The following is a 23,127-nucleotide window of genomic DNA, read 5'->3' as shown; positions in this document are numbered from 1 at the left end:
GTGAATATGCAAGCGTTACTGGTCGCATCTTGAGAATCCTCATTGACTCACCGCTTGGGCAGGCGCAGGCAGACATCCCTCAGTGACACGATCCAACCCGGCCAGATCCTGGTGGGTCTGGATCTCGACAAAGCCGGCCTGCTGCAGCAGTGAGCGGGCTGCAGCTCCCTGCTCGAAGCCGTGCTCGAAGATCAACCAGCCCCCCGCTTCGAGGTGGGCTGGGGCGTCGGCACAGAGCTGACGTATCGCCTGTAGGCCGTCTGGCCCTGAGGCCAGCGCGGCGCGGGGTTCGCGGGGCAGATCTCCCTGGCAGAGATGGGGGTCGTCATCGGCGATATAGGGTGGGTTGCTGAGCAGCAGTCGGTAGTGCGCACCGCGTGGCAGTGCGGAGTACCAGCTGCCGAGGTGGAACTCCAGATTGCCGATGCCGAGGCGCTGGGCATTGCTGCGCGCGGTCTGCAGCGTCTGCGGTTTGAGATCGGTGGCGTCGATGTGACAGTCGGGGCGCTCGCGGCCGATCGCCAGGGCGATGGCGCCGCTGCCGGTGCCGAGATCGGCGATGCGGCTGGCCTGGCTGTCGTCGAGATGGGTCAGTGCGATCTCCACCAGTAGCTCGGTCTCCGGGCGGGGGATCAGGGTATCTGGATTGACCTCGAGCTGCAGCGACCAGAATTCACGTAGGCCAAGGATGTAGGCTAGCGGCTCGCCGCTGAGGCGGCGTTCCAGCAGCTGTGAAAATTGCCGCATCTGGTTGGCTGTGAGCTCCTGCTCGGGCCAGGCGTAAAGGTGGCTGCGCGGCTTGTCGAGCAGATGGCAGAGCAGCAGCGCGGCCTCAAGTTCGGCCTCGGCGTGGGGTAGGGCGCGAAGCCGGGCGCCTGCCTGCTGCTGCGCCTCGCGCAGACTGGTCACGCCTCGCCCATCGCCGCCAGCTGTTCTGCCTGATACTCGCGCAGCAGCGGATCGATCACCTGCTCCAGGCCGCCGGCCATGATCTCATCGAGCTTGTAGAGGGTCAGATTGACGCGGTGATCGGTGAGGCGGTTCTGCGGGAAGTTGTAGGTGCGGATGCGCTCCGAGCGGTCGCCGCTGCCGACCTGCAGTTTGCGGTTCTGCGCCTGGGCGCTGCTCTGCGCCTCCTGGGCCTGGGAGAGCAGGCGCGCCGATAGCAACGACATGGCACGGGCCTTGTTCTTATGCTGTGAGCGTTCGTCTTGGCACTCGATCACGATGCCGGTGGGCAGGTGGGTAATGCGCACCGCGGAGTCGGTCTTGTTGACGTGCTGGCCGCCGGCGCCGGAGGCTCGATAGGTATCGATGCGCAGGTCGTTACTGTTGATCTCGACCTCATCGATGGCGTCGGCTTCGGGCAGGATTGCGACGGTGCAGGCGGAGGTGTGGATGCGCCCTTGGGATTCGGTCTCTGGCACTCGCTGTACCCGATGTGCACCCGACTCAAATTTCAGTCGTGAGTAGACCGCGTTGCCACTGATGCGGCAGATGATCTCCTTGTAGCCGCCGTGCTCGCCTGGGCTCTCGCTGATGGTCTCGGTCTGCCAGCCCAGGGTTTCACTGTAGCGCAGGTACATGCGGTAGAGGTCGCCGGCGAACAGCGCCGCTTCAGCGCCACCGGTGCCGGCGCGGATCTCGAGAAAGATGTTGCGTTGGTCGTTGGGGTCGGCGGGGATCAGCAGCAGCTGCAGCTCCGGTTCGAGGAGGTCCCGGGTGTGCTCTGCTTCTGCCAGTTCTTCGGCAGCCAACTCGGCCATCTCCGGGTCGGCGAGCATCTCCTGTGCCGACTCGATATCCGCCTCTGCCTGGCTGAAGCGCCGGTAGCTCTCCACCACCGGCTCGAGTTGGGCGTACTCCCGGCTGAGGTCGCGAAATTGGTTCTGGTCGTTTTGGACTTCGGGGTCGGCCAGCAGGGCGGTGATCTCCTCGAAACGGTCGGCGATCTGCTCCAGCTTGCCCCGCAGGGAGGGTTTCATGGACGATTCGTAGGCTTTTTTAGTTGAAACAGAGTGTTGGCGGCCTCTAGCAGTTCGATTTGGCCGTCGAAGCCGGCCTGGCGCAGCTGGGCGCTGGGGGTGTGCAGCAGCTTGTTGGTGAGCGTGTGGGCGAGGAACTGCAGTGCCTCCTCTGGCGATTTGCCCTTCTTCAATTGTTGCAGGGCCTTCTTCAAGGTCTCATTGCGCAGCTGTTCGGCCTGGATGCGGTACCCCTGGATTAGCTCCACTGCGTCGAGGGAGCGCAGCCAGCCCATGAACGCCTCGACATGCTGGTCGATGATCTCCTCGGCCTGCAGTGCCGCCTCTTGGCGTGAGCGTTTGTTCTCTTCGATTACCTCGTCTAGGTCGTCCACCGTGTAGAGGTAGATGTCGCTCAGATCGGCGACCTCGGGTTCGATGTCCCGCGGCACGGCGATGTCGACCATAAATATGGGGCGGTGTTTGCGCTCCTTGAGGGTCCGCTCGACGGTGCCTTTGCCGAGGATCGGCAGCGGGCTGGCAGTGGAGGAGATGACGATGTCGGCCTCCGCCAGGTGGTTGCCGATCTCAGTCAGGGCGATGGCGTAGCCGTCGAACTGGGCGGCCAGGCTGTGGGCGCGCTCGACAGTGCGGTTGGCGACGATGATGCGGCCGATGCCGTTCTGATGCAGATGCCGGGCGGCCAGTTCGACGGTCTCGCCGGCGCCGATCAGCATCGCGGTTTGCTCCTCCAGCTCGCTGAAGATCTGGCGCGCCAGGCTGACTGCGGCAAACGCAACTGACACTGGGCTGTTGCCAATGGCGGTATCGGTGCGGATCTGCTTGGAGACCGAGAACACGTGTTGGAATAGCTTGCTCAGCATCTTGCCGGTGGCGTTGGCGCTGGCGGCGGTCTGGAAGGCCGATTTGACCTGTCCGAGGATCTGCGGTTCGCCCAGCACCAGGGAGTCGAGGCCGCAGGAGACACGCATCAGGTGGCGCACTGCATCGGCATCCATGTGGCTGTAGAGGTAGGGGCTGACCTTGCCGTTGTCGAGGCCGTGGAAGTCGCTGATCCAGTCGGCCACCGAGCCCTTTTCGGTGTCGTTGATGCTGCAGTAGACTTCGGTGCGATTGCAGGTGGAGAGGATCACCGACTCCTCCACCGAGGCGGCCTCGAGCAGGCTGCGCAGAGCGCCGGCTATGATATCGGGACCAAAGGTGATCCGTTCGCGGACCTCTACCGGCGCGGTTTTGTGGTTAAGGCCCAGGGCGAGTATTGGCATCGGGAGTTGATTCGGGTATTGGGTTTTGGCGAACGGAATGCGGGATTGTGTAATATCATTGTCTTCAGTTCAAGGGCTGGGTTGCGCCAGGGTGCCGTTTTCAAAGGGGATTCTCGTAACTCCAGTATTGGTTAGGGAAATTGATTTGAACTCTGGTAGCATCCGGCCTTTCTTGTAGAACGGCAGCAATCTCCGGCCAAATTTGAAGTCAGTCCGGCTTGGGCCTGTAATCTTAAGGTTTAATGGAGTCTTGAATAAATGAAAGTTACGATCTTCGGAAGTGGATACGTCGGTTTGGTCACGGGCGCCTGTCTGGCTGAGGTCGGTAATGATGTTATGTGTGTGGATGTCGATCCGGCCAAGATCGATATGCTCAACAGTGGCGGCATCCCGATCTATGAGCCGGGCCTTGAAGAGATGGTTAAGCGCAACCGCGAGGCGGGGCGTCTTGCCTTTACGCTCGATCCAAAAAAGGGCGTCGAGCACGGGCTGTTCCAGTTCATCGCGGTGGGCACTCCGCCGGATGAGGATGGCTCCGCCGATCTGCAGTATGTGACGGCCGTGGCGCGCAGCATCGCGGAGCACATGACCGAGTATCGTGTCATCATCGACAAGTCTACCGTGCCGGTTGGTACCGGCGACAAGGTGTGTGAGGCGATACGCGAGGTTCAGGCGACACGTGGCGTCGAGATCGAATATGACGTGGTCTCCAATCCGGAGTTCCTCAAAGAGGGTGCGGCGATCGATGATTTCATGCGTCCCGATCGCATCGTTGTGGGTACCGATAATCCCCGTACCGGTGAGCTGCTGCGCGCCCTCTATGCGCCGTTCAATCGCAATCACGAGCGCGTGATGGTGATGGATGTGCGCTCCGCCGAGTTGACCAAGTATGCGGCCAACGCGATTCTTGCCACCAAGATCAGCTTCATGAACGAACTCTCCAATATCGCCGACCTGCTGGGCGCGGATATTGAGAAGGTGCGTATCGGTATCGGTTCTGATCCGCGCATCGGCTATCAGTTCATCTACCCGGGGTGCGGTTACGGCGGCTCCTGTTTTCCCAAGGATGTACAGGCGCTGGAGAAGACGGCGTTGAGCGTTGGCTACAATCCACGTCTGTTGACTGCCGTCGAAGCGGTCAATAGCGATCAGAAGCGGATCATCTTCAATAAGTTGAATCGCTATTTTGATGGGGACCTGAAAGGCAAGACATTGCTCTCTGGGGCCTGGCCTTCAAGCCCAATACGGATGACATGCGTGCGGCCTCCAGCCGGGTGATGATGGAGTCGCTGTGGGAGGCGGGTGCCTCGGTGCGGGTCTACGATCCAGTGGCGATGGAGGAGGCGGGCCGTATCTATGGCGAACGCGATGAGCTGACCTTTTGTGAGAGCGCCCAAGATGCCCTGCAGGGTGCGGAGGCCCTGATCATCATGACTGAATGGACCCAGTTCCGCAGTCCCGACTTTGACAGTATCAAAGAGACTCTGGGGAGCCCGGCGGTGTTCGATGGACGCAATATGTTTGAGCCGGAGACTGTGACGCGAGCAGGCTAAGTTATTTTGCTATCGGCGCGGATGCCCACCCGGCGAGCTGAGGCACCAAACGGACCCCGCCGCAGAGCGGGGTTTTTTTTGCCCTGAAGAGTTTGGAATCACGATATGCGAGGGCGACTGCAGAGGCAAAAGCTGGCCTATGTAGCGGTTTTCCCTTATTGCGGTGCAAGGGGATGTTTGATATTAATACCGGCCATTAGAATAATGCGTTCCATATAAGAATAACCTAAAAAAGTTATCTGATGGACGCGCAGTAGTAGCACCGCTTAGGAGGATCTTCAAAGATGCACTTGCGTAAGTTTGTTGCCGCGGCCGCGGCGATTCCCTTTTTTATCTCCACTCATGTCGCTGCCGGGGTGTCCAAGGATCTGGCCATTCCCTCGGGAACCCCCAGTGCCGCCGAAATCGCCGATCAGGTCTATTTCGTCAACCACTTCTATGCGATGAAAAACTACGGCATCACCAAGAAAGGCAAGACGATGACCGTGCTGATCAACAAGTCTGCCGGCAAGAAGCCCACCACCATCGCCCTGGAACGTTACCTCAATAACGACTACCGCGACAGCGCGATCAACGCCATGGACTTGGCGATCTTCCGCTCCGGCAAGCTGAGAGGCACCGGCATGCTGATCACCGACTATGTGGATGACAACAAGAGTCAGTCCTACTCCATCTGGTTGCCTGCGCTACGCAAGATTCGTCGTTTTGCCGAGCCGGCCCATGATGATGCCTGGGGCGGTACCGACTTTACTTTCGGTGATGTCACCTTGCGCAAGCCGAAGGACGAGACCCATGAACTGCTGGGCAAAGAAGAATTCAACGACTGCCTGGGTTCTATTCCGGATGTCAAGGTCAAGTATCTGCCCAATCCCCCCGCTGCGTCCTGCAAACACAAGGGCAAACAGGTCTACAAGCTGAAGAGTACCACCAAGCGTCAGAACTGGTGGTATGACTACCGTGTCAGCTATGTTGATACCAAGACCTTTGCCGACTATCGCACCGAGTTTTTCAAAGATGGCGAGAAGATCAAGGTAATCGATCGTGATTGGGTCAGCCTCGGTCAGGATGACGCGCGCGCGCAGTCCTGGGCCTACTGGTACGGAAAGACTTTCGCTAGCGGCCATGAGACCTGGGCGGTGATTCCGGATGAAGTGGTGGAGTTCAACCACGACTGGAAGCCGAGCAAGTGGTCGGAAAAGACCCTGCGCAAGATCAAGCGGTAATAATCAACCAAGTTAGAGGGGCGATTGCCCCTCTTTTTTGGGCTGCCGCAACGGCAGCCTGCAGTTTAACCAGATTCCAACCGGACAAAAGGGGAAGCCGCTAGGCGGGGTCCATGGGGCCGGGGGAGGAGTATGTAAATGTTTAAGCGATCAGTGATTTATCAATCCATGCTGCTTGCGTTGGTGCTGCCTGGGGTGGCAGTGGCGGAGATCGAAGTTAGCGGCTATCTGAAGAATGAGACCGCGGTCTTTACCAAAAGCGGGCAACGTACCGGTCAGGCCTCCAGCATGCTCGATACAACAGAGCATAGCGCCGGCGACCTGATGAAATTCGAGAACTCCGCGCGGATCTTCTTCAATGGTGATCTCGGTGAAGAGAGCAGCTGGCACGGCGAACTCAACCTGATCTACGACACTGAAGGGGTCGACGGTTATAAGAGCCACGAGAGCTATACCCAGAACGACTGGTTCCGTGAACTCTACGTGGACACCGGCGTTGGTGGTTGGGATCTACGCCTTGGTAAGCAGCAGGTGGTGTGGGGTACCGCGGATGGTATGAAGCTGCTCGATATCATTAATCCTACCGATTACCGCGAACTCAACCAGAATGCGATGGAAGACTCACGCATCCCGATCTGGATGATCAATGCGGAGNGTAACGTGGGTGAGAACGGCAACATCCAGCTGATCGTCTCCCAGGTTGAGGAGAACAAGATCCCCGGACTGAATGCGGATGGAGATGCCGAGCATCCGTTCCTGATGAAGGGCGTCGATTCGATCACTGGCAAGGTCAATGGCTTCCTCAACGTTACCCCGCGTCTAGCAGCGACGGCGCAGAGCTTCAACAATGCAGCCCAGGCTGGCATGTTGACCGGCGGTGTGCCGATGGCGAGCGGCCTGGTGGGTTTCGCCGGCCTGAGTGTGGACGGTTTTGCCAGCAACCCGGACCCGATCGGCAGTGGCACGTCAGGCAGTGTGATGCTCAACCAGATCGCCCAGTTTGGTCTGACCGATCCGACCGTGGCGGTTGATCCCAACGGCAACTTCTGGGTCACCAATCTGACCAGTGTCACCGGGCAGTTGCCAACTGATGTGACCTGGGATGTCAGTCAGGCTTCATCAGCGTTCGAGTATATGGCCAACGCTACTTTCTCCACCTTTAACTCCTTTTCCGGGGCGGGTGCGACCGGTAACAGCGCCGGTGCAGTCTATGAGCGTGACTATCCGAACGATCTGGATGCCAACTTTGGCGCACGTTATCGCGGCAGCACCGATGGTGGCTTTAACTACTCCTTCAACTACTTCTATCACTACGACTCCAACCCCTATGTGGAGATGAGTTGGCGTGATGCGGTCACCAAGGAGACTCTGTCGGTGCAGCGCGCCCAGGCGATGCTGATTGACCCTGCTACTGGTGCTCAAGCGCCCAATCCAGCTACCGATCTGACGCCTGATCAGATCCCCAACTCTTTTGCGGCTGATGGTTCAAACTCGGTCTCCATCCTGTTGCACAATGCAGCTGGCGAATACTATGGTGCGATCGACCCAACCACCTTTGCCACCAACACCAACACCAATCCGGTGGAGATGGTGATGACGGAGAAGCTGAACCGCATCCACAGTCTCGGCACCTCGTTCGACTATGCAATGGACACCGAGGCGATGGGCGCCATCGTGCTGCGCGGCGAGTTTCTCTACAACAAGGATGAGATGCAGCCGGTGGTGGATCGGCGCCTGCTGGGGATTGGTGACCTGACCAACTCCCTGCGCATGGAAGAGGCGGACATGTTTAAGTATGTGCTGGGTGCGGATATCACCGTGCTGACCAACATGCTGGTCAGTGCCCAGTTTATCCAGTTCTGGAACATGGACTTTATCGAGGAGACGCGCACCTGTACCACCCAGGCGGGCAACAGCTACGATTGCTCCCGCTACACCGGTGACATGGCTACCATGAACCTGGATAACGGCCTGAACAAGGGACATGAGTTCAAAGAGTTCTACTCGCTCTTCTTCTCCAAGCCGTTTGGTGACTCGCAGGAGCACCGCTGGAACAACATCACCATCTATGAAGAGGGCGGTGGCTGGTGGAACCGGCTCGATATGGAGTACACCTTCACCGACGAGTTGATCGGTTCTGCTGAGTGGAACCACTACTGGGGTGACAAAGACACCACCTTTGGCCAGTTCGACAAGTCATCCAACTTCCAGCTGGGAGTGAAGTACCTGTTCGACTGATCCGGGTTGAGCATCGAAATCCGCTGATGAGGATGGAGGGGCATTCCGTTGGAATGCCCTCCATCCTCGCTCTCTTTTCTACTCTCGGCATGGAGTCCCAAGTGTCATGAGCGAAACCCCCGCAAGCCAATCAGCTAACAACCACTGGGCGGAACGTTACGCCGATTTTGTCATCCGCTTCCGCTGGCCGCTGATGCTGCTGTTGCTGGTTGTTACCGTGATTACTGCTCTGCAGATCAAGAATTTGGATATGCGCAATGATCCAGATACCCTGCTGCCGCCGAGCAATCGTTATGTGGCGACCAACCTCTATGCCGAGCATAACTTTGGCATGGGCAATCTGATGGTCTTCACCCTGCGCGTCAAGGAGGGTGACGTCTACCAGGGGTGGTTCATCAACAAGGTGCAGGAGATCCACACCCGGCTGGTGGAGTTGCCCACGGCGCGCGCCTCGAACTTCATCGACATCGCTGCGAAGAAGATCAAGTTTATGGGGGCGGACGAGAACGGTCTGGTGTTCAAGCGCCTGATCCCCACCGAGGGTATCAGTGAAGACTCCGCTGTGGCCGCCGAACAGCTGGCATTCCTCAAGGAGGGCATCGAGGGCAATCCGGTGATGGGTCCGATGCTGATAGGCTTTGAGGATGCCGCCGGCAACAAGTGTGAGTTCAGCGACAGGGATACAAAGAACTGCACTGCTAAGTCGCTCTATATCATCGGTGACTATACCGATGACGTGAAGGAGATCTACCTCCCCTGGGTGCGCTCGGTGCGTGCCATGATGGACGAATATGGCGAGGATGATCGCTTCGAGTTGCTGGTTGCCGGCGAGCCCTACTTCCTCGCCTGGATGCTTGCCGATCTAGTCAATAAGTGGTGGCTGTTTGTCATCTCCCTGGCGATCGTGGTAGCTGCGCTCTGGTTCGAATTCCGCAACTGGCGCGGTGCGCTGTTCCCGATGATCGGCGTCGGTTCCACCATCATCCTGACCCTGGGAGTGATGGGTTTCTCCTCCTTCAAACTGACCACCATGATGGTGCTGACGCCGATGTTGCTGCTTGCCATCGGCATAGGGCACTCGGTGCAGGTGACCCGGCGTTTCATGCAGGAGCAGGCGAAGGGGGGGAGCTGCGAGGATGCGGCGCGGCTCGCCATCTCACACACTATTGTCCCGGCGACCCTCTCCATCATCACCGACATGGTGGGCTTTGCCACCCTGGCCACGGTGGATATCTCCTTCTACAAGGCCTACGCCTACTTTGGCATGTTTGGCATGCTGACGCTGTTGTTTACCACCACCAGCCTGATCCCCCTGCTGATGATCACCTTTCCCGGCAGCAATGCGCAGATGGACGAAGGAGGTGAGCGCGCCTGGGAGCATAAGGTGGGTGGCGCCATCACTAACCTGCTGGCGGGGCCGGGCAAATGGTTGCCGATCGGCTTTGTGGCGGTGGTTATCGGCTGGTCCACCTATGAGACCGATATCTTGAACGGTACCTCAGAGGATCTGATGCCGGGGGTGGAGAAGGGTATCAACTACTCCCGTGCCGCCTTCAAAGAGCAGTCGATCACGATCCAGCAACTAGAACGCCTGAACCAGATAATGCCCGGTGTTATCTCGGTCTCGATCCCGATCCGGGGCAAGGCGCCGGTCTCTGAGCTCTGTACCGAGACGCCTTTCCCGGAAGAGCTCTACGATATCGAGGAGCCCGCCGAGAAGCTGGCTCAGTGCAAGAAGTACGAGGCCGAGCTGGGTTGCTGGGATCCTGATCCCTGTGGCGCCCAGGGCATCTTCAACGATGCCGAGGTGCTGGCTGACATCGAGGCGATGGAGGAGTGGATGCGGGCCCATCCGTTCATCGGCTTTACCGGCTCCTACGCTCAGTACATCCGCTTGATCAACATGCTACTGACCGCCGAGCCGGGCGAGAAACCGCAGCTGAAGGATCTCTATATCCCGAGCGATGCCAAGTTGCGCTCCATAGATCCGGATGATGACCGCAGCGGTGACGAGATCGTACAGCTCTACAACGGACTGCTGGAGACCATGACCGATGAGGGCGACATGGACTCCTTCGTCATGTCGAACTGGAACGAGGGCGTGGTGATGGGCTTCATCAACACCATGGATCCGAAGGAGACCCATCAGGTCACCATGGATATCCAGCAGTACATCGAGGACCACAAGAATGATTCGGGCTTTGGCAAGGTCAACTTCGGTCTGCGCGCCGGTCCGGTGGATGATCTCTCCAGTGATACCAACGAACTCTCGGTGGATGGCCCGGATTATATCCGTCCGGCGGTTGGCGGTTTTCTCGGTGCCACCGAGGCGACTCGCGAAGTGGCTGTTGACAATTGGCTCGCGGGACCGCTGCTGACCGCCGCTGCGGTGTTCGTCATCGCAGCCCTGATCTTCCGTTCCGTGGTGGTCTCGGTGATCCTGATGGTGATGCTCTTCATCACCCTCTATGCCCAGTATGGGCTGGGTGGTTACATGACCCGGGTGGAGAACTGGTCGGGCAACCTGGCGTTCCATCTGCAGGTGGCACTGAGTATCGCCATGGGGCTGGGTATCGACTACGGCATCTATATGATCTCGCGATTGCGCGAGGAGATGCAGGCCACCGCAGGCAATTGGGAGCAGTCGTTGGAGAACACGCTCAACACGACCGGATCGGCGGTGATCATCTCGGTGATCGTGCTGTTGGGCTGTTTTATCCCGTTGCTCAATACCGACCTGGCCAATACCTGGGGGCTGGGTGTCTATATCAGTGAGGCTCTGCTGATTGATGTGGTGACCGCCCTGACCCTGCTGCCGCTGCTAGTGAAGTGGCTGCGGCCGAAGTTTGTATTTGGGGTTTGACCTCGCTTGAACCGCCTGAGCGGTGAATAGTACAGCAAGGCCGGCATCTCGCCGGCCTTGCTGTTTTTCGGCAATAGTGGGATGAGTAGAGCAGAATCAATCTGGGGCGACGCCGGCTACACGGGGCGAACAAGCGTGAGGCGCTCAAAGAGAAGACCTCACCTGGAACATCGCTATGCGATGCAACTAAATAAGGAAACTTTAACAAGGCAGCGAGATGCGCTGATTGGCGGAAGAGATTGAAACGCTCAAGGCTAAGGTCCGATCGTGTGTCGAACTCGCCTTCCACATCCTCAAACTAAGGCGGCCCATGTGGTTTTGGCCCATGAGGCGAGCAACGGTTTGGTCTTTACTTCGTATCGGCGAGTGACACCCCCGGTTGGCCAATGGAAAGCCAATGCGTGGGCCGGCTCTGATTGAGATTAAAGTGCATAAGTACCGCCTGCACTAGAAAAACTGATGAGGCTCGACCGCTATCTGAGCAGCGTCACCACGTTGACCCGTTCCCAGGCGCAGAAGGCGATCTGTGGCGGGCGGGTGTCGGTGGATGGAGAGCCGCAGAAACAGCCGTCGTTGAATGTCATGGAGGCCGCGGCAGTGTCGCTGGATGGCGGATTGGTGGCGCGGCACGAACCGCGCTATTTCATGCGGCACAAACCTGAAGGATATGTCTGTTCAACCGAGCCGGAGCTTCATCCTGGCGTGCTCGATCTGTTGGATGAGGCGACTGCTATGGGTCTCCACTTCGTCGGTCGGCTCGATATCGATACCACCGGTCTGTTGCTGATCACGGATGATGGTGCCTGGTCCCATCGTATCCTTGCGCCGGCACGGAAGTGCTCCAAGCGCTACCTTGTCACCCTGGCCGAGTCGCTGTCAGAGCGGGATGCTGAGCGCCTTCGTTNGGGTATTCTATTGTGTAGCGAGGCTCGTCCCACCAAGCCGGTGCAGCTGCAACTGGTGTCATCGAACTCCTGCCGTCTCACTATCACCGAAGACCGCTATCATCAGGTGAAGCGGATGTTCGCTGCGCTGGGGAATCGGGTAGTGGTGCTGCACCGCGAACGGATTGGTGCGCTCCAGCTCGACCCTGATCTGTCTCCCGGAAATTATCGGGCGCTGACGGAGGATGAGATCAGCGGGATCTTCGCTGAGCCCTGAATCGACAGCGGTGGCCATCATGGCTATGGGCATATTACTGCCCATAGCTCCGCGGGAAGGGCACACTTGCTGCAAACTGCGGAGCGTAGGGCTTGCTGTCACAGGGTGACGATCAACCGCAGTGCATCCATCCTCAGCCGCGCCCCCTGGATCTGCTGATGCAGCGTCAGCCCCTGTTGCTGCAGCAGTTCAATCTCCACCCGGCGGATCGATGGATTGTGCTTGCGCAGCGCGATCATACGCTGAATCTCCCCGGTGAAGCGCTCCATCATATTGTCGAGCGCCTGTTTGACCTTCGGTCGAAGCTCTTTTTCTGCGCTCTTCTCAGCGGCGCTGATCAACTCCAGAATCTCCTTGCGAAATCGGCGTAGCACCGGTGCGGTGGACTGGGGCGGCAGCGGCTCACCCTGTTGGGCGATCTGATCTATCGTGAGTTGCTGGTCGAGGCGTTCGCCCTGCGGGTTGACCAGCACCCGGATCAGTTGCGGCGGCAGGAAGCGCCCCACCTGCAGTTCGGCCGGGGCGATGCACTCGATCTGGAACAGCGCCTCGATCAGCAGCTGGCCGGGTTTCATCTCTGGATGGCGCAGCGCGATGGCGCTGCTGTTGCCGCTCTCCTGGCTGATCACCTGCTGCATCGCCTCGCGCAGCATGGGGTGTTCCCAGGTGAGGAACTGCCGGTCTTCGTGGGCCAGTGCATCGGCGCGGTCGAATGTCAGTGTCAGACCGTCGTCTGGTAGGCCAGGCAGGCGGTTGTTGCTGATCTGCTCAGCAGGACGAAGTACAAAGCCGTTGCCGAGGGGTTCGACCTCTGCGCCAAAGCAACCGAACAGCCGCTCGCAATATTCGTAGAGCCTGGAGGAGCTATCGAGACTGCGTATCTGCCGCACGATCTGGTCAGCGAGGGGCTGACGGCAGCCTGCCAGCTCAAGCAGGTGGTCGCGGCCCTGCTGCAGGCGTTGCGCGGTCTGCTGGCGCAGCTCAGCGGTGGCCGCCAGCAGTGGCTCAAGTTCCGCTTCGGCTTCGTCCTCCTCCAGTACCTGCTGCAGTGCCGGTGCGAGCTGGCTGAAGATGGTGTGGGCCCCGGGCACAGTGTGGTGGAAGGCGTCGAGTCCCTCGTGGTACCAGCGCACCAGCCGCTCCTGGGGGCCGGGGCTGAGATAGGGCACGTGCACACGCACGGTCTGTTGCTGGCCGATGCGGTCGAGCCGGCCGATGCGCTGCTCCAGCAGGTCGGGGTTGAGTGGCAGGTCGAACAGCACCAGGTGGTGGGCGAACTGGAAGTTGCGCCCCTCGCTGCCGATCTCTGAGCAGAGCAGGATGCGGCTGCCTTGGTCTGGGTCGGCAAACCAGGCGGCGGCGCGATCGCGTTCGATGATGCTCATGCCCTCGTGGAACAGGGCGGCGCCTATCCCCTCCAGGCTGCGCAGAGCCTCCTGCAGCTCGATGGCGGTCTGCGCGTGGGCGCAGATCAGCAGCAGTTTGGGCTCTGGGTTCTCGCGTAGGAAGCGACACAGCCAGCTCACTCGTGGGTCGGTGCGCCACCACTCTTTCAGGCCGGCGGCGGCGTGGATGCGCTCGGGGGTGAGCCAGGCGTCTGGTGGGGCGCTCTGCTGCGGGTCGATCTGTTCCGCGTCGTAGCACTCCGGGTTGGGCAGCGGGTAGCCGTGGAATTCGCGCTCTGGAAAGCCGCTGATGCCTGCGCGATTGTTGCGGAACATCACCCGGCCGGTGCCATGGCGGTCGAGCAGCAGCTCGATCAGGGCGCTGCGGGCCGACTCACGTTGCGCTTCGTCAGAATCTGCGTCGCTGATCATGGCCAGCAGTTTGGCGCACTCCTCTTCGCCAAACTGGTCGAGGATCTGTGCCTGCGCATCTTCTGAGAGGGGGGTGCGCTGCATCAGCCGGTCGATCGCCTCGGCGGCGGGGCGGTAGGCTTGTTCTTCGGCGAGAAATGCCTCTAGAGAGTGGAAGCGGTCGGGGTCGAGTAGTCGCAGTCGGGCGAAATGGCCAGCGCGGCCGAGCTGTTCCGGGGTGGCGGTGAGTAGCAGGATGCCGGGGGTGTTGAGGGCCAGCGCCTCCACCAGCAAGTATTCGGGGCTAGGGTCATCCTCGCTCCAGGCGAGGTGGTGGGCCTCGTCGATGATCAACAGATCCCACTCGCCTTCTAGGGCTTGGGAGAAGCGCTGCGGATTCTGACTGAACAGGTCGAGGCTGCAGAGCACCAGCTGCTCGGCATGAAAAGGGTTGCTTGCCTGGCCCGATTCGATGATTGCGGTACAGCGCTCTTCGTCGAAGATGCTGAAGTGCAGGTTGAAACGCCGCAGCAGTTCCACCAGCCACTGGTGCAGCAGCGGTGAGGGCACCAGGATCAGGGCACGGTTGGTGCGTCCGCTGATCAGTTGCTGGTGCAGGATCAGGCAGGCCTCGATGGTCTTGCCGAGCCCAACTTCGTCGGCCAGTAGCACCCGCGGTGCATGACGGCCAGCCACCTCGTGGGCGATGTAGAGCTGGTGCGGGATCAGGTCGATACGTGCGCCTTGCAGACCGTAGTTGGCCGATTCTGCCAGCTGTGCCTGGTGGTGCAGGCTGTGGTAGCGCAGCTCAAACCAGTGGTTGGCGTCGAGCTGGCCGGTGAGCAGCCGGTCGCGGGGTTTGTTGAAGCGCAGGTAGTGACTGAGTTCGCTCTCCGGCAGCTGGCGTGTGTTGCCATCCTGCTGTCGTACGGAATAGATGAGCAGGCCCTGTTGTTCGCTGACCGAGGTGATGTGCAGGGCTTCACCCTGCTGGTCCTCCACCTGGTCGCCACTGTCGAAGCGGATCCGAGTGAGCGGGGCGTTGGCGCTCGCATAGACGCGGGTGGCGTCGCTGGCCTCGAACCGCAGGGTGACGGTACGGCCTTCGAGTTTGACGACGCTGCCCAGGCCGAGCTCCGATTCGGTGTCACTGATCCAGCGTTGGCCGGGGATGAACTCATGCATTCGAGGTCTCCGCAAAAAACCCACCATTGTATTGAATTTAGCGGCTAAATTCAGGTTTACGGAGAGTCATGGGGGCGGCTTTGGCTACATTGCTCTTTTACCTGCCTGTGGGAGTCTTTAGAATCCGCCTAATTTCTTTCAACTGCCGCCCTGGTGGCCGGAGTCGATTGCGTGGAGAAGATTTTCGAGAGTTTTTTGTGGAACAGCCGTCTGGTGGTGCTGCTGGCGGTGGTGGCCAGTCTGGCAGCGGCTGTGGGTATGTTCTATATGGCGACGGTGGATGCGGTCTACATGATCGGTCATCTGTTGCATTATGCCTCGCCGGAGCTGACTGAAGCGGCACGGGTGGCGTTGCGCTCCAGCTCGGTGACCCATGTGGTGGAGATTGTCGACGGCTATCTGTTGGCAACCGTGCTGCTGATCTTCGCGCTCGGTCTGTATGAGCTGTTTATCAGCAAGATCGATCAGGCCGAGAATAATATGCAGGCCTCGCAGGTGTTGCTGATCAGCAGTCTGGATGATCTGAAAAGCCGCCTTGCCAAGGTGGTGATGATGATCCTGGTGGTGCGCTATTTTGAGTTTGCCCTGAGCATGAGTTTTAACACGCCAATGGATCTGCTGCAGTTTGCTGGGGGGATCGCGCTGCTTGGGTTGGCCCTCTACCTCTCACACATGGCGGATAAAGGGGGGCATTGAGCCCGCCAGAAATCCCATGCTGTGGTTGATGAATTGATAAATCTCTTTTAAGTGGACATCTTATCTGGTGGTAATATACTGCCCCGTCGAGCCGATGGGACGAGGCGAACTCATCCCTGTAAACAGGCAGATCTCTCTCAAACTGAAACACGAGGTTCTTTTACCGATGATGAAAATGAAAGCTCTGGCGCTGTCTCTGAGTGTCGCTGCCCTTTCCCTGGGCGTGGTTGGCAATGCGGCCGCTGATGGTGCAGCCCTGTTCAAGGCTAAGACCTGTTTCTCCTGCCACGGTCAGGATGCCAAGACCCCGATCATGCCGGTCTATCCCAAGCTGGCTGGTCAGAACGCCGACTACGCCTTCAACCAGATGATGGATATCAAGTCTGGCAAGCGTAATAACGGTCAGACTGCTGCGATGAAGGGCATCATGGCCACGGTCAGCGAGGCTGAGGCGCGCGAGATCGCCAACTGGCTCTCCAGCCTGTAAGGCAGCAGTGATGCTGTTGGCTGGCACGCCTTATTGGAGGCCGGCCGGCAAGCTGCGATAGAGGGGCGAAGATGAAGATCTTTGCCCTTTTTTTTGTCTGATGGATCGGCCATTTGCCTGAATTGCAGGGCAAATGCCATAAAAAATAGCGGAAAGGGTGCGTTTGGGGGCGTGACAGGTTCCTCTGATGGGGTGCTTGATGTTTATCATGTGCCCAGGTAACAGGCCGGGGGATTATGCCTCGGCGAATCGGGTTCAAATACATATGATTGCCGCTCCCTTCCCGGCAGTGGCCGTTATTCTCAGGAGTCATCGTGAATATTTTCAGAACAGTCGTGAGCCTTGTTTTTCTGATGGTCTGTGCCGCTGCATGGGCCGGTTCCGTAGCGGATCAGGTCGAGGTCGAGGACCCCTATGTACGGGGGGTGCCACCAGGCCAGCCCAACTCTGCCAGCTTTTTGCGTCTCACAAACCATGGCAGTGTAGACAGCGCTTTGGTTGGGGCGAGGAGTCCGGTGGCCAAGGTGGTTGAGCTGCATACTCACACCATGGAGGGCGGCATGATGCGGATGCGGCCGGTGGAGAAGATTGATCTGCCGGCGGGCAAGCAGGTTGCGCTGCAGCCGGGTGGTCTGCATGTGATGTTGATCGGTCTGAAGCAGAAGCTGGTTCCTGGTGAGCGGATTCCGCTGACCTTGCTGTTCGCCGACGGTTCAGAGAAAGCTCTGGAGGCGCCGGTGCGCAAGCTGCAGATGCGTATGATGCAGAATAAAAAGATGTCGCACTGATCCGACGCTGGCGCTGATCGAGTGAGCGTGCACCTGATTGGGGAAATCGGGTTACACTCCCCGGTCAGCGTTTCAAGCCGTCGGAGCAAGCATGCCAGAATCCCCTTTTTCCTCTTTCGATCACTTCTCCGGAGCGTTTGTCGAAGGGCTGCGCGGCGTGCTGCAGCAGCCTGGTCTGGGCGCCTATATTCTGGTCCACGCCAATGCAGTCTTCGATGAGGCGATCTTAACTACCCTGGAGGCGCCGCTACGGCAGCGCTTTGAGATCCTGGCTGCGGAGTGCCGGGAGGCGCTGGGTAATGGCCGGGAGATCAATGGAGCGGCGGACGACCTGTTGGTCTTCCTCAAGCTGATGGCGATCGGTTTCGATGGGGTGCAGCTCAACCGCTTCCGTCGTGAAGGCCCTTGGGCGCTGCAGTTCAACCATCTGCGTTCGTTCCGTCCGGCACGGATGGCGACTGCGCAGGTCAGTGGCATCCACAAGTCGTTCAATCCCGCGGGGTTTCACTTCAATAAACCTTTCCTGCGGCGCGAGGTGTTTTGGGCTGGGTCTCTGCATGGCCTGGAAGTGGAGCTGCTCTACAATAAGTTTCCGTTTGTGCCGATGCACGGTCTGCTGGTGCCTGAGCGGCTTGATCGTGAACCGCAATTTCTCTCCCACCCTTATCATATCTACATCTGGCGACTGACCGAGGTGCTGGCCGAGACGCTATCCGGCGTCGGCTTTGGTTACAATAGCTATGGTGCCTATGCCTCGGTCAACCACCTGCATTTCCAGATGTTTCTGCAGCAGGCGGCGATGCCCATAGCCGATCCCCGCTGGGTACATAATGGTGGGCCAGAACCCTATCCGCTGGAGTGTCAGTTGTTCAGCTGCCCCGAGCAGGCCTGGGAGTGGCTGAATCAGCAGCATCTGGAGGAGACTAGCTACAATCTGCTCTACCAGCCTGGATGCATGTATGCGGTGGCGCGTAGAAAACAGGGCAGCTACCAGCATTCCCCCTGGACTGCAGGATTTGGCTGGTCCGAGGTCGTCGGTGTTATCACGACCTTTAATCAGGTCGACTTTGAAACGCTCGAGATGGAGACGGTGCTCAGCGAGATGAAGCGGTTGCGCCTGGGGTGAGCGTGGGCATGGGGTCAGCTACCGTCCAGCCAGTTGATCAGGTAGTAGAGCCGGACACCCTCGGACGAGCGGGATGGGCCGATCACGTGCGCGGGGTGGCGGTGTTGCTCAGGTGCTGCGGCTTCCAATGCCGCCTTCGCGCTCTCCTTTATTTCAACACAGTTTTCCGGGAAACGACTGCGCCGGCGGCTGGGAGTGAATACGATAGCATAGCAGGTTTTGCTGATTCGGCTGTCAAATGGTGGTTGCTGCATGCTCTTTCCAGGATTTTTCGTTCAAATTACTGCCTGATCAGGTAATTAACAAGCGCGCAGGAAGCGCGGCTGAGTCATTTTGACCTGTATTAGAGGGTTCTGGTATAGTTCCGCAGCTTTTTTGGGGTTATCAGGTAGAACCGGATGAGGGTGCGGCGTGCTGTCGCAGACGGTTGGCGCCTGTTAGACAGTGAACAATCCAGGCAAGAACATAGCAGGATCGAACATGAACAAATGGCTAGTAACTGCTTCCATCGCACTCGCTGTTGCAGCAGGTGGAGCTCAGGCGGCCGGTGACGCAGCCGCAGGTCAGACTAAATCGGCAACCTGTGCGGCCTGCCATGGTCCCGATGGCAACAGCCTTAATCCGCAGTGGCCGAAGCTGGCGGGGCAGCATGCGAAGTACATTGAGCGGCAGATTGCCGACTTCAAATCCGGGGCCCGCAAAGATCCTGTGATGACCGCCCAGGCGGCTCTTATCCAAGAGCAGGATATTCCTAACTTGGCGGCCTATTTCTCCTCACAGAAACGCAACGCGGGTACTGCGGCGGCGGACAAGGTCGCGTTGGGTGAGAAGATCTACCGCGCCGGCAACGCAGCCACCGGCGTTTCGGCCTGCATGGCCTGTCACGGTCCGTCGGGTTCAGGCAATCCGCAAGCCAACTTTCCTTCCCTGGCCGGCCAGCATGCGCCCTATGTGGAGAAGGCCCTCAAGGATTTCCGTTCGGGTGGACGCACCAACGATACCGGCAAAATGATGCAGGGGGTGGCCAATCGCATGAGTGATGAAGAGATTGCAGCAGTTGCTCAGTATGTGCAGGGCCTGTCCCGCTAGTTAGTGACTCAGGTCTCGCATCAGAAAGGCGGCTTTGGGCCGCCTTTTTTGATGGTGGAAATCTGTGGGAGAGAGCTCAAGGGATGCTGAATAGTTGCCGTAATATCGCTGCAGGTACACAATGCCAATATTCTGGCAGGGAAACAGGGTTGCGCTAATGCGATATCAGGCAGATCAGTTTGGCAAGGAGCAGGGCGGTAAAGATCGTCTCCGGCTCCTCAGCTACAATATTCAGGCTGGGGTAGATACCAGCAGCTACCGCGAGTATGTGACCAAGAGTTGGAAACACATCCTGCCCCATCAGGAACGGCAGAATAATCTGGATTGCATCGCCGGGATCATCAAGGATTTCGACCTGGTCGGCCTGCAGGAGGTCGATTCGGGCAGCCTTCGTAGCGGCTTTATCGATCAGACTGAATACCTTGCCAGTCAGGCCGACTTTCCCTACTGGCACAAACAGGTCAATCGGCGCATCGGTAAACTAGCTCAGCACAGTAATGGAGTGCTCAGTCGCCTGATGCCTTCGGCGATTGCCGAGCACCAGCTGCCGGGGCTGCCGGGACGGGGCGCATTGCTGATCGAGTTTCAGACCAGTGAGCAGCCCCTGGCCATTTGCATTCTCCATCTGGCGCTGGGCAAGCGCGCGCGGATGCGTCAGCTTGCCTATGTGAGCGAGGTCATCTCCCACTATTCTCATCTGGTGTTGATGGGGGACTTCAACTGCGGTTGTGGCTCCCGCGAATTCACCTATCTGATGGAATCCACCGGTCTGCAGGGATCCTCCTGCAACCTGCACACCTTTCCGAGCTGGCGTCCCAAGCGCAAGCTCGACCATATCCTGGCGTCCCCCAGCCTGCGTGTCGCCAGGACCGAGGTGCTTCACTACACCCACTCCGATCATCTGCCGATCATGCTGGAGATCGAACTGCCTGATAATGTGGATCTGGCACGAGCCGCCTGACAGCACCATTTTTTGCTTTTCCGGCAGGGGCTGGATAACCTTCAGCAGAATGCTACAAAGCTTGGGAACTCTTTTCACAGAAGAATAAGATGGACGTTGATAAGGATTTGAAAAAGGCCTACGAGGAGCTGCTCAAGAAAACCGAGCAGGAGTCAGATAGACGCCTCGAGGCAGAGTCGCTGTTGACTCGAACTATCGTTCGGCTGTGCCTGGCCTGCTCCGGCCTCGATCCAAATCTGGATCCATACCTTAAATCGATCCGGGAGTCGCTGCGTAATGGCGTCAACCCCGACTTGCTCAAGGAACTGAATGAGCTTTCAGATACCTTGATACGTCTTGGTTCGCCGGATGAGGCACCGCCTGCTGTTGTCTGGCATAAACTCACCTCCCGTTTGCGCCTCTCCGAAGCGGATGCCAGCGAGGCGGAAAAGATCTTCGGTCAGTTGCAGGCTGATCCCCAGGCGGCCGGGGAGCAGGAGTTGGACCGTCTTGCCCTGCTGCTGAGCCACGCGATTGGCGGCGATGGGAAGCAGAATAGCTTTTTTGACCGGCTGATCAAGAGCAAGCGTAGCAGTGAGTCGTCTCCTGGCGAGTTGCCAAACCACCTGTTGCGGGAACTGCTTGCTGCCGGCAGCTGGCCTGGGCACTGGAGTACAGAGATCTCTCGCTTTCAGGCGCGGCTCAATGATGATTCGGCAGAGGATGAGTGGATCAGTGTACTCAGGGAGCTGCTTGATCTCACTTCCACATCCTATAGCGACGCCCAGGTTGAGATCCATGAGGCAGAGGAATTTCTGGCGAACCTGACCCGGCGGCTGCACGACCTGGAGACCCACTTCCGCGAGGCTCATGCGATCCGTGAAGAGGTGATCAGCAGCGGGAGGAATCTGAATGTTGAGGTGAACGCCCAGGTCAGTGGCCTGCAGGCATCGATCGCCAAGGCAACTGATTTGGGATATCTGAAGCGTGAGCTGGAGTCCCACCTGTCGGGTATTCAGCAGACCATCGACACCTTCCTCGAGGAGGAGGAGCAGCGCTTCTCCTCCTCTGAAGAGCGCGAACGTATGTTGCGGGAGCGGATGCGGGAGCTTGAGCAGGAGTCGGAGGATCTCCATTTTCGCATGGTCGAGGCGCACCATCTCGCCCTGCTCGATACGGTTACCGAACTGCCGAATCGGCTCGCCTACGAGGAACGGCTGGCACAGGAGGCGGCACGCTTCAATCGATTCGATGCGCCGTTGGCCCTGATGGTCTGGGATGTGGATGACTTCAAGTTGATCAATGATCGTTTTGGCCACCAGGCGGGTGACAAAACACTGCACATTATCGCGCAGAATTTAAAAAAACGGCTGCGCGAAACCGATTTCATCGCCCGCTATGGCGGCGAGGAATTTGTCAGCCTGCTGTGTGGCAGCGATGAGGAGCAGGCGCTAGGGGTGGCCGAGGAGATGCGTCTGGCGGTGGAGAAGAGTGGTTTCCACTCCGGTAGCCGCTCGGTGACAGTCACCATCTCCTGTGGCATCAGTGGCTTTATCAAAGGCGACTCGCCGGAGGCTGTTTTTGCGAGGGCAGATAAGGCGCTGTATGAGGCAAAACGCGCCGGTAAAAATCGCTGTGTAGTTGCTGATTCTGGTTTTGGCACTTAATCCTGAATAAAGAAGTGGTGCCAGGGTGCGCCGCTCGCCTCAGCCAGTGTGTTGAGTAGACTGGCTGAGGGCTGTGCCTCCTGCGGGAAGATGTTCTCCACATAGAGAAACAGCTGGCCTGAGCCCGCCGTTTGGCGCCATTGGTAGTGAGCAGGATTTTGGCTGTGAGCGCAGTGGGGGCAGGTCGCCTGGTAGTCTTGAGGTTGCTTCTGCCACTCTTCCATTATTCTCTCCCATCCCTGGATGCGCCGCCGGCATTTGCCACAGCGAGGAGGGTTGGTGTTGCGGCCCTGCAGGAAGATTGGTTGGTCCATTGGCAGGATCTGCAGATGACAGAAAGAGCGGTCGTCATCGGTGGGCTCCAGCTCGATATGGGGTGAGCAGCCCATGAAGCTGACCAGTTGCAAGAATCGTTCGCCCAGCAGGAAGCGCCGCTGATCCAGTTGTTCGCCACAGAAGTCGATCTGTCGTAGGCACCCTGTTATGCCGTCGAGAGTTGGCAGGGTGAAAAACGGGTCTTGCGGGGTCAGAACCAACCGCCCGGTGTGCATCGCCATCTGAGTTACTTTTTTACCGGTGTTGGGCGATAGAGCGGCACGGCAGTGATGCTGTTTTTCGGCGAACCATCCACCAGCTTATCGCTGTAGGTGAGGTAGATCAGGGTGTTGCGGCTGGCGTCGTAGAAGCGCACTACCTGCATCGTCTTGAAGAGGATCGAGGTGCGTTTCTTGAACACCTCCTCTCCATCACGCTGGCCGTTGTAGATATCCTCAGCAAGCTGCACCGGCCCGGTCTGGCGGCAGGCGATGGAGGCATCAGAGGTATCCTCTGCCAGGCCCACAGCGCCGCTCATGCCGCCGGTTTTGGCGCGGCTCAGATAACAGGTCACTCCGGCCACTCCTGGGTCATCGAAGGCCTCGATCACTATCTTGTCGTTGGGTCCGAGCATACGGAACTTGGTGCTGACCTTGGCGATGGTCTCTGCCTGTGTGCTAGCCGCCAACACCATCAAGCCGGCTAATGTCGCGTATTTTATCAATTTCATCATCTGCTGGGTTTGTTACC

17 protein-coding genes and 1 pseudogene are annotated in these 23,127 nt (G+C 58.7%); 11 read left to right on the top strand and 7 right to left on the bottom strand.

The features are described from left to right. Positions 1 to 39: 39 nt before the first annotated feature. Genes prmC through hemA form a run of 3 tightly spaced genes read right to left on the bottom strand, consistent with a single transcriptional unit; the run spans position 40 to position 3,250 of the window. The gene (gene prmC, locus RIFP1SYM_RS04720) at positions 40 to 909 is read right to left on the bottom strand and encodes a peptide chain release factor N(5)-glutamine methyltransferase (protein ID WP_005959986.1); all 870 of its coding nucleotides are present in this window, start codon (positions 907 to 909) and stop codon (positions 40 to 42) included. Next, positions 906 to 1,985: a peptide chain release factor 1 gene (prfA, locus tag RIFP1SYM_RS04715; protein WP_005959985.1), complete on the bottom strand. Its 1,080-nt coding sequence runs from the start codon at positions 1,983 to 1,985 to the stop codon at positions 906 to 908. Before prfA ends, prmC begins: the two co-directional genes overlap by 4 nt. Further along, positions 1,982 to 3,250: a glutamyl-tRNA reductase gene (gene hemA / locus RIFP1SYM_RS04710; RefSeq protein WP_006475120.1), complete on the bottom strand. Its 1,269-nt coding sequence runs from the start codon at positions 3,248 to 3,250 to the stop codon at positions 1,982 to 1,984. Before hemA ends, prfA begins: the two co-directional genes overlap by 4 nt. A gap of 258 nt (positions 3,251 to 3,508) precedes the next feature. On the opposite strand from hemA, the pseudogene RIFP1SYM_RS04705 reads away from it, so the two are divergent. From RIFP1SYM_RS04705 to rsuA, 4 genes and pseudogenes are all read left to right on the top strand, one after another. Then, positions 3,509 to 4,844, top strand: a pseudogene (locus RIFP1SYM_RS04705) (UDP-glucose dehydrogenase family protein). 243 nt (positions 4,845 to 5,087) lie between these two features. Then, positions 5,088 to 6,026 (top strand): outer membrane lipoprotein-sorting protein, encoded by a 939-nt coding sequence (locus RIFP1SYM_RS04700; protein WP_005959981.1) that lies wholly within the window; start codon positions 5,088 to 5,090, stop codon positions 6,024 to 6,026. A 2,344-nt stretch (positions 6,027 to 8,370) separates the two neighbouring features. Next, positions 8,371 to 11,127 carry an efflux RND transporter permease subunit gene (locus RIFP1SYM_RS04690; RefSeq protein ID WP_005959979.1) on the top strand — a complete coding sequence of 919 codons (2,757 nt, stop codon included), beginning with the start codon at positions 8,371 to 8,373 and terminating at the stop codon, positions 11,125 to 11,127. A 459-nt stretch (positions 11,128 to 11,586) separates the two neighbouring features. Then, the gene (gene rsuA, locus RIFP1SYM_RS04685) at positions 11,587 to 12,288 is read left to right on the top strand and encodes a 16S rRNA pseudouridine(516) synthase RsuA (RefSeq protein ID WP_005959978.1); all 702 of its coding nucleotides are present in this window, start codon (positions 11,587 to 11,589) and stop codon (positions 12,286 to 12,288) included. Between the two features lie 98 nt (positions 12,289 to 12,386). On the opposite strand, the gene rapA is transcribed toward rsuA, so the two are convergent. Further along, a complete protein-coding gene (gene rapA / locus RIFP1SYM_RS04680; protein ID WP_006475115.1) occupies positions 12,387 to 15,269 on the bottom strand; it encodes an RNA polymerase-associated protein RapA in 2,883 nt (960 codons plus the stop codon). Positions 15,270 to 15,440: 171 nt separating this feature from the next. Between rapA and RIFP1SYM_RS04675 the strand changes: the two genes are divergently transcribed. The 4 genes from RIFP1SYM_RS04675 to RIFP1SYM_RS04660 all read left to right on the top strand — a co-directional run bounded on the left by RIFP1SYM_RS04675 (position 15,441) and on the right by RIFP1SYM_RS04660 (position 18,366). Then, positions 15,441 to 15,965 (top strand): YqhA family protein, encoded by a 525-nt coding sequence (locus RIFP1SYM_RS04675; protein WP_006475114.1) that lies wholly within the window; start codon positions 15,441 to 15,443, stop codon positions 15,963 to 15,965. A 166-nt stretch (positions 15,966 to 16,131) separates the two neighbouring features. Beyond that, positions 16,132 to 16,452: a c-type cytochrome gene (locus tag RIFP1SYM_RS04670; protein WP_006475113.1), complete on the top strand. Its 321-nt coding sequence runs from the start codon at positions 16,132 to 16,134 to the stop codon at positions 16,450 to 16,452. Between the two features lie 314 nt (positions 16,453 to 16,766). Then, positions 16,767 to 17,240 (top strand): copper chaperone PCu(A)C, encoded by a 474-nt coding sequence (locus RIFP1SYM_RS04665; protein WP_039959729.1) that lies wholly within the window; start codon positions 16,767 to 16,769, stop codon positions 17,238 to 17,240. Positions 17,241 to 17,331: 91 nt separating this feature from the next. Then, entirely contained in the window at positions 17,332 to 18,366 is a 1,035-nt protein-coding gene (locus RIFP1SYM_RS04660; RefSeq protein ID WP_039959727.1) for a GDP-D-glucose phosphorylase 1 family protein, read from the top strand. Positions 18,367 to 18,380: 14 nt separating this feature from the next. Here RIFP1SYM_RS04660 and RIFP1SYM_RS04655 read toward each other — a convergent pair whose 3' ends face one another. Next, on the bottom strand, positions 18,381 to 18,620 hold the full coding sequence (locus RIFP1SYM_RS04655) for a hypothetical protein (RefSeq protein WP_039959725.1): 240 nt from the start codon (positions 18,618 to 18,620) through the stop codon (positions 18,381 to 18,383). A 226-nt stretch (positions 18,621 to 18,846) separates the two neighbouring features. On the opposite strand from RIFP1SYM_RS04655, the gene RIFP1SYM_RS04650 reads away from it, so the two are divergent. The 3 genes from RIFP1SYM_RS04650 to RIFP1SYM_RS16285 all read left to right on the top strand — a co-directional run bounded on the left by RIFP1SYM_RS04650 (position 18,847) and on the right by RIFP1SYM_RS16285 (position 22,062). Continuing rightward, a complete protein-coding gene (locus RIFP1SYM_RS04650; protein WP_006475109.1) occupies positions 18,847 to 19,455 on the top strand; it encodes a c-type cytochrome in 609 nt (202 codons plus the stop codon). A gap of 157 nt (positions 19,456 to 19,612) precedes the next feature. Then, a complete protein-coding gene (locus RIFP1SYM_RS04645; protein WP_050798707.1) occupies positions 19,613 to 20,416 on the top strand; it encodes an endonuclease/exonuclease/phosphatase family protein in 804 nt (267 codons plus the stop codon). 89 nt (positions 20,417 to 20,505) lie between these two features. Then, a complete protein-coding gene (locus RIFP1SYM_RS16285; RefSeq protein ID WP_005959970.1) occupies positions 20,506 to 22,062 on the top strand; it encodes a GGDEF domain-containing protein in 1,557 nt (518 codons plus the stop codon). Here the strand turns inward: RIFP1SYM_RS16285 and RIFP1SYM_RS04635 are convergent. Beyond that, positions 22,059 to 22,619, bottom strand: a complete 561-nt coding sequence (locus RIFP1SYM_RS04635; RefSeq protein ID WP_005959969.1) for a hypothetical protein — start codon at positions 22,617 to 22,619, stop codon at positions 22,059 to 22,061. The genes RIFP1SYM_RS16285 and RIFP1SYM_RS04635 overlap by 4 nt on opposite strands. A 5-nt stretch (positions 22,620 to 22,624) precedes the next feature. Further along, entirely contained in the window at positions 22,625 to 23,110 is a 486-nt protein-coding gene (locus RIFP1SYM_RS04630; protein ID WP_005959968.1) for a CreA family protein, read from the bottom strand. Between the last annotated feature and the right edge of the window lie 17 nt (positions 23,111 to 23,127).

It is taken from the genome of endosymbiont of Riftia pachyptila (vent Ph05) (assembly GCF_000224455.1).
In the GTDB taxonomy this organism is placed as follows: Bacteria; Pseudomonadota; Gammaproteobacteria; order Chromatiales; family Chromatiaceae; genus Endoriftia; species Endoriftia persephonae.
This window is presented reverse-complemented; position numbering and strand designations above follow the sequence as displayed.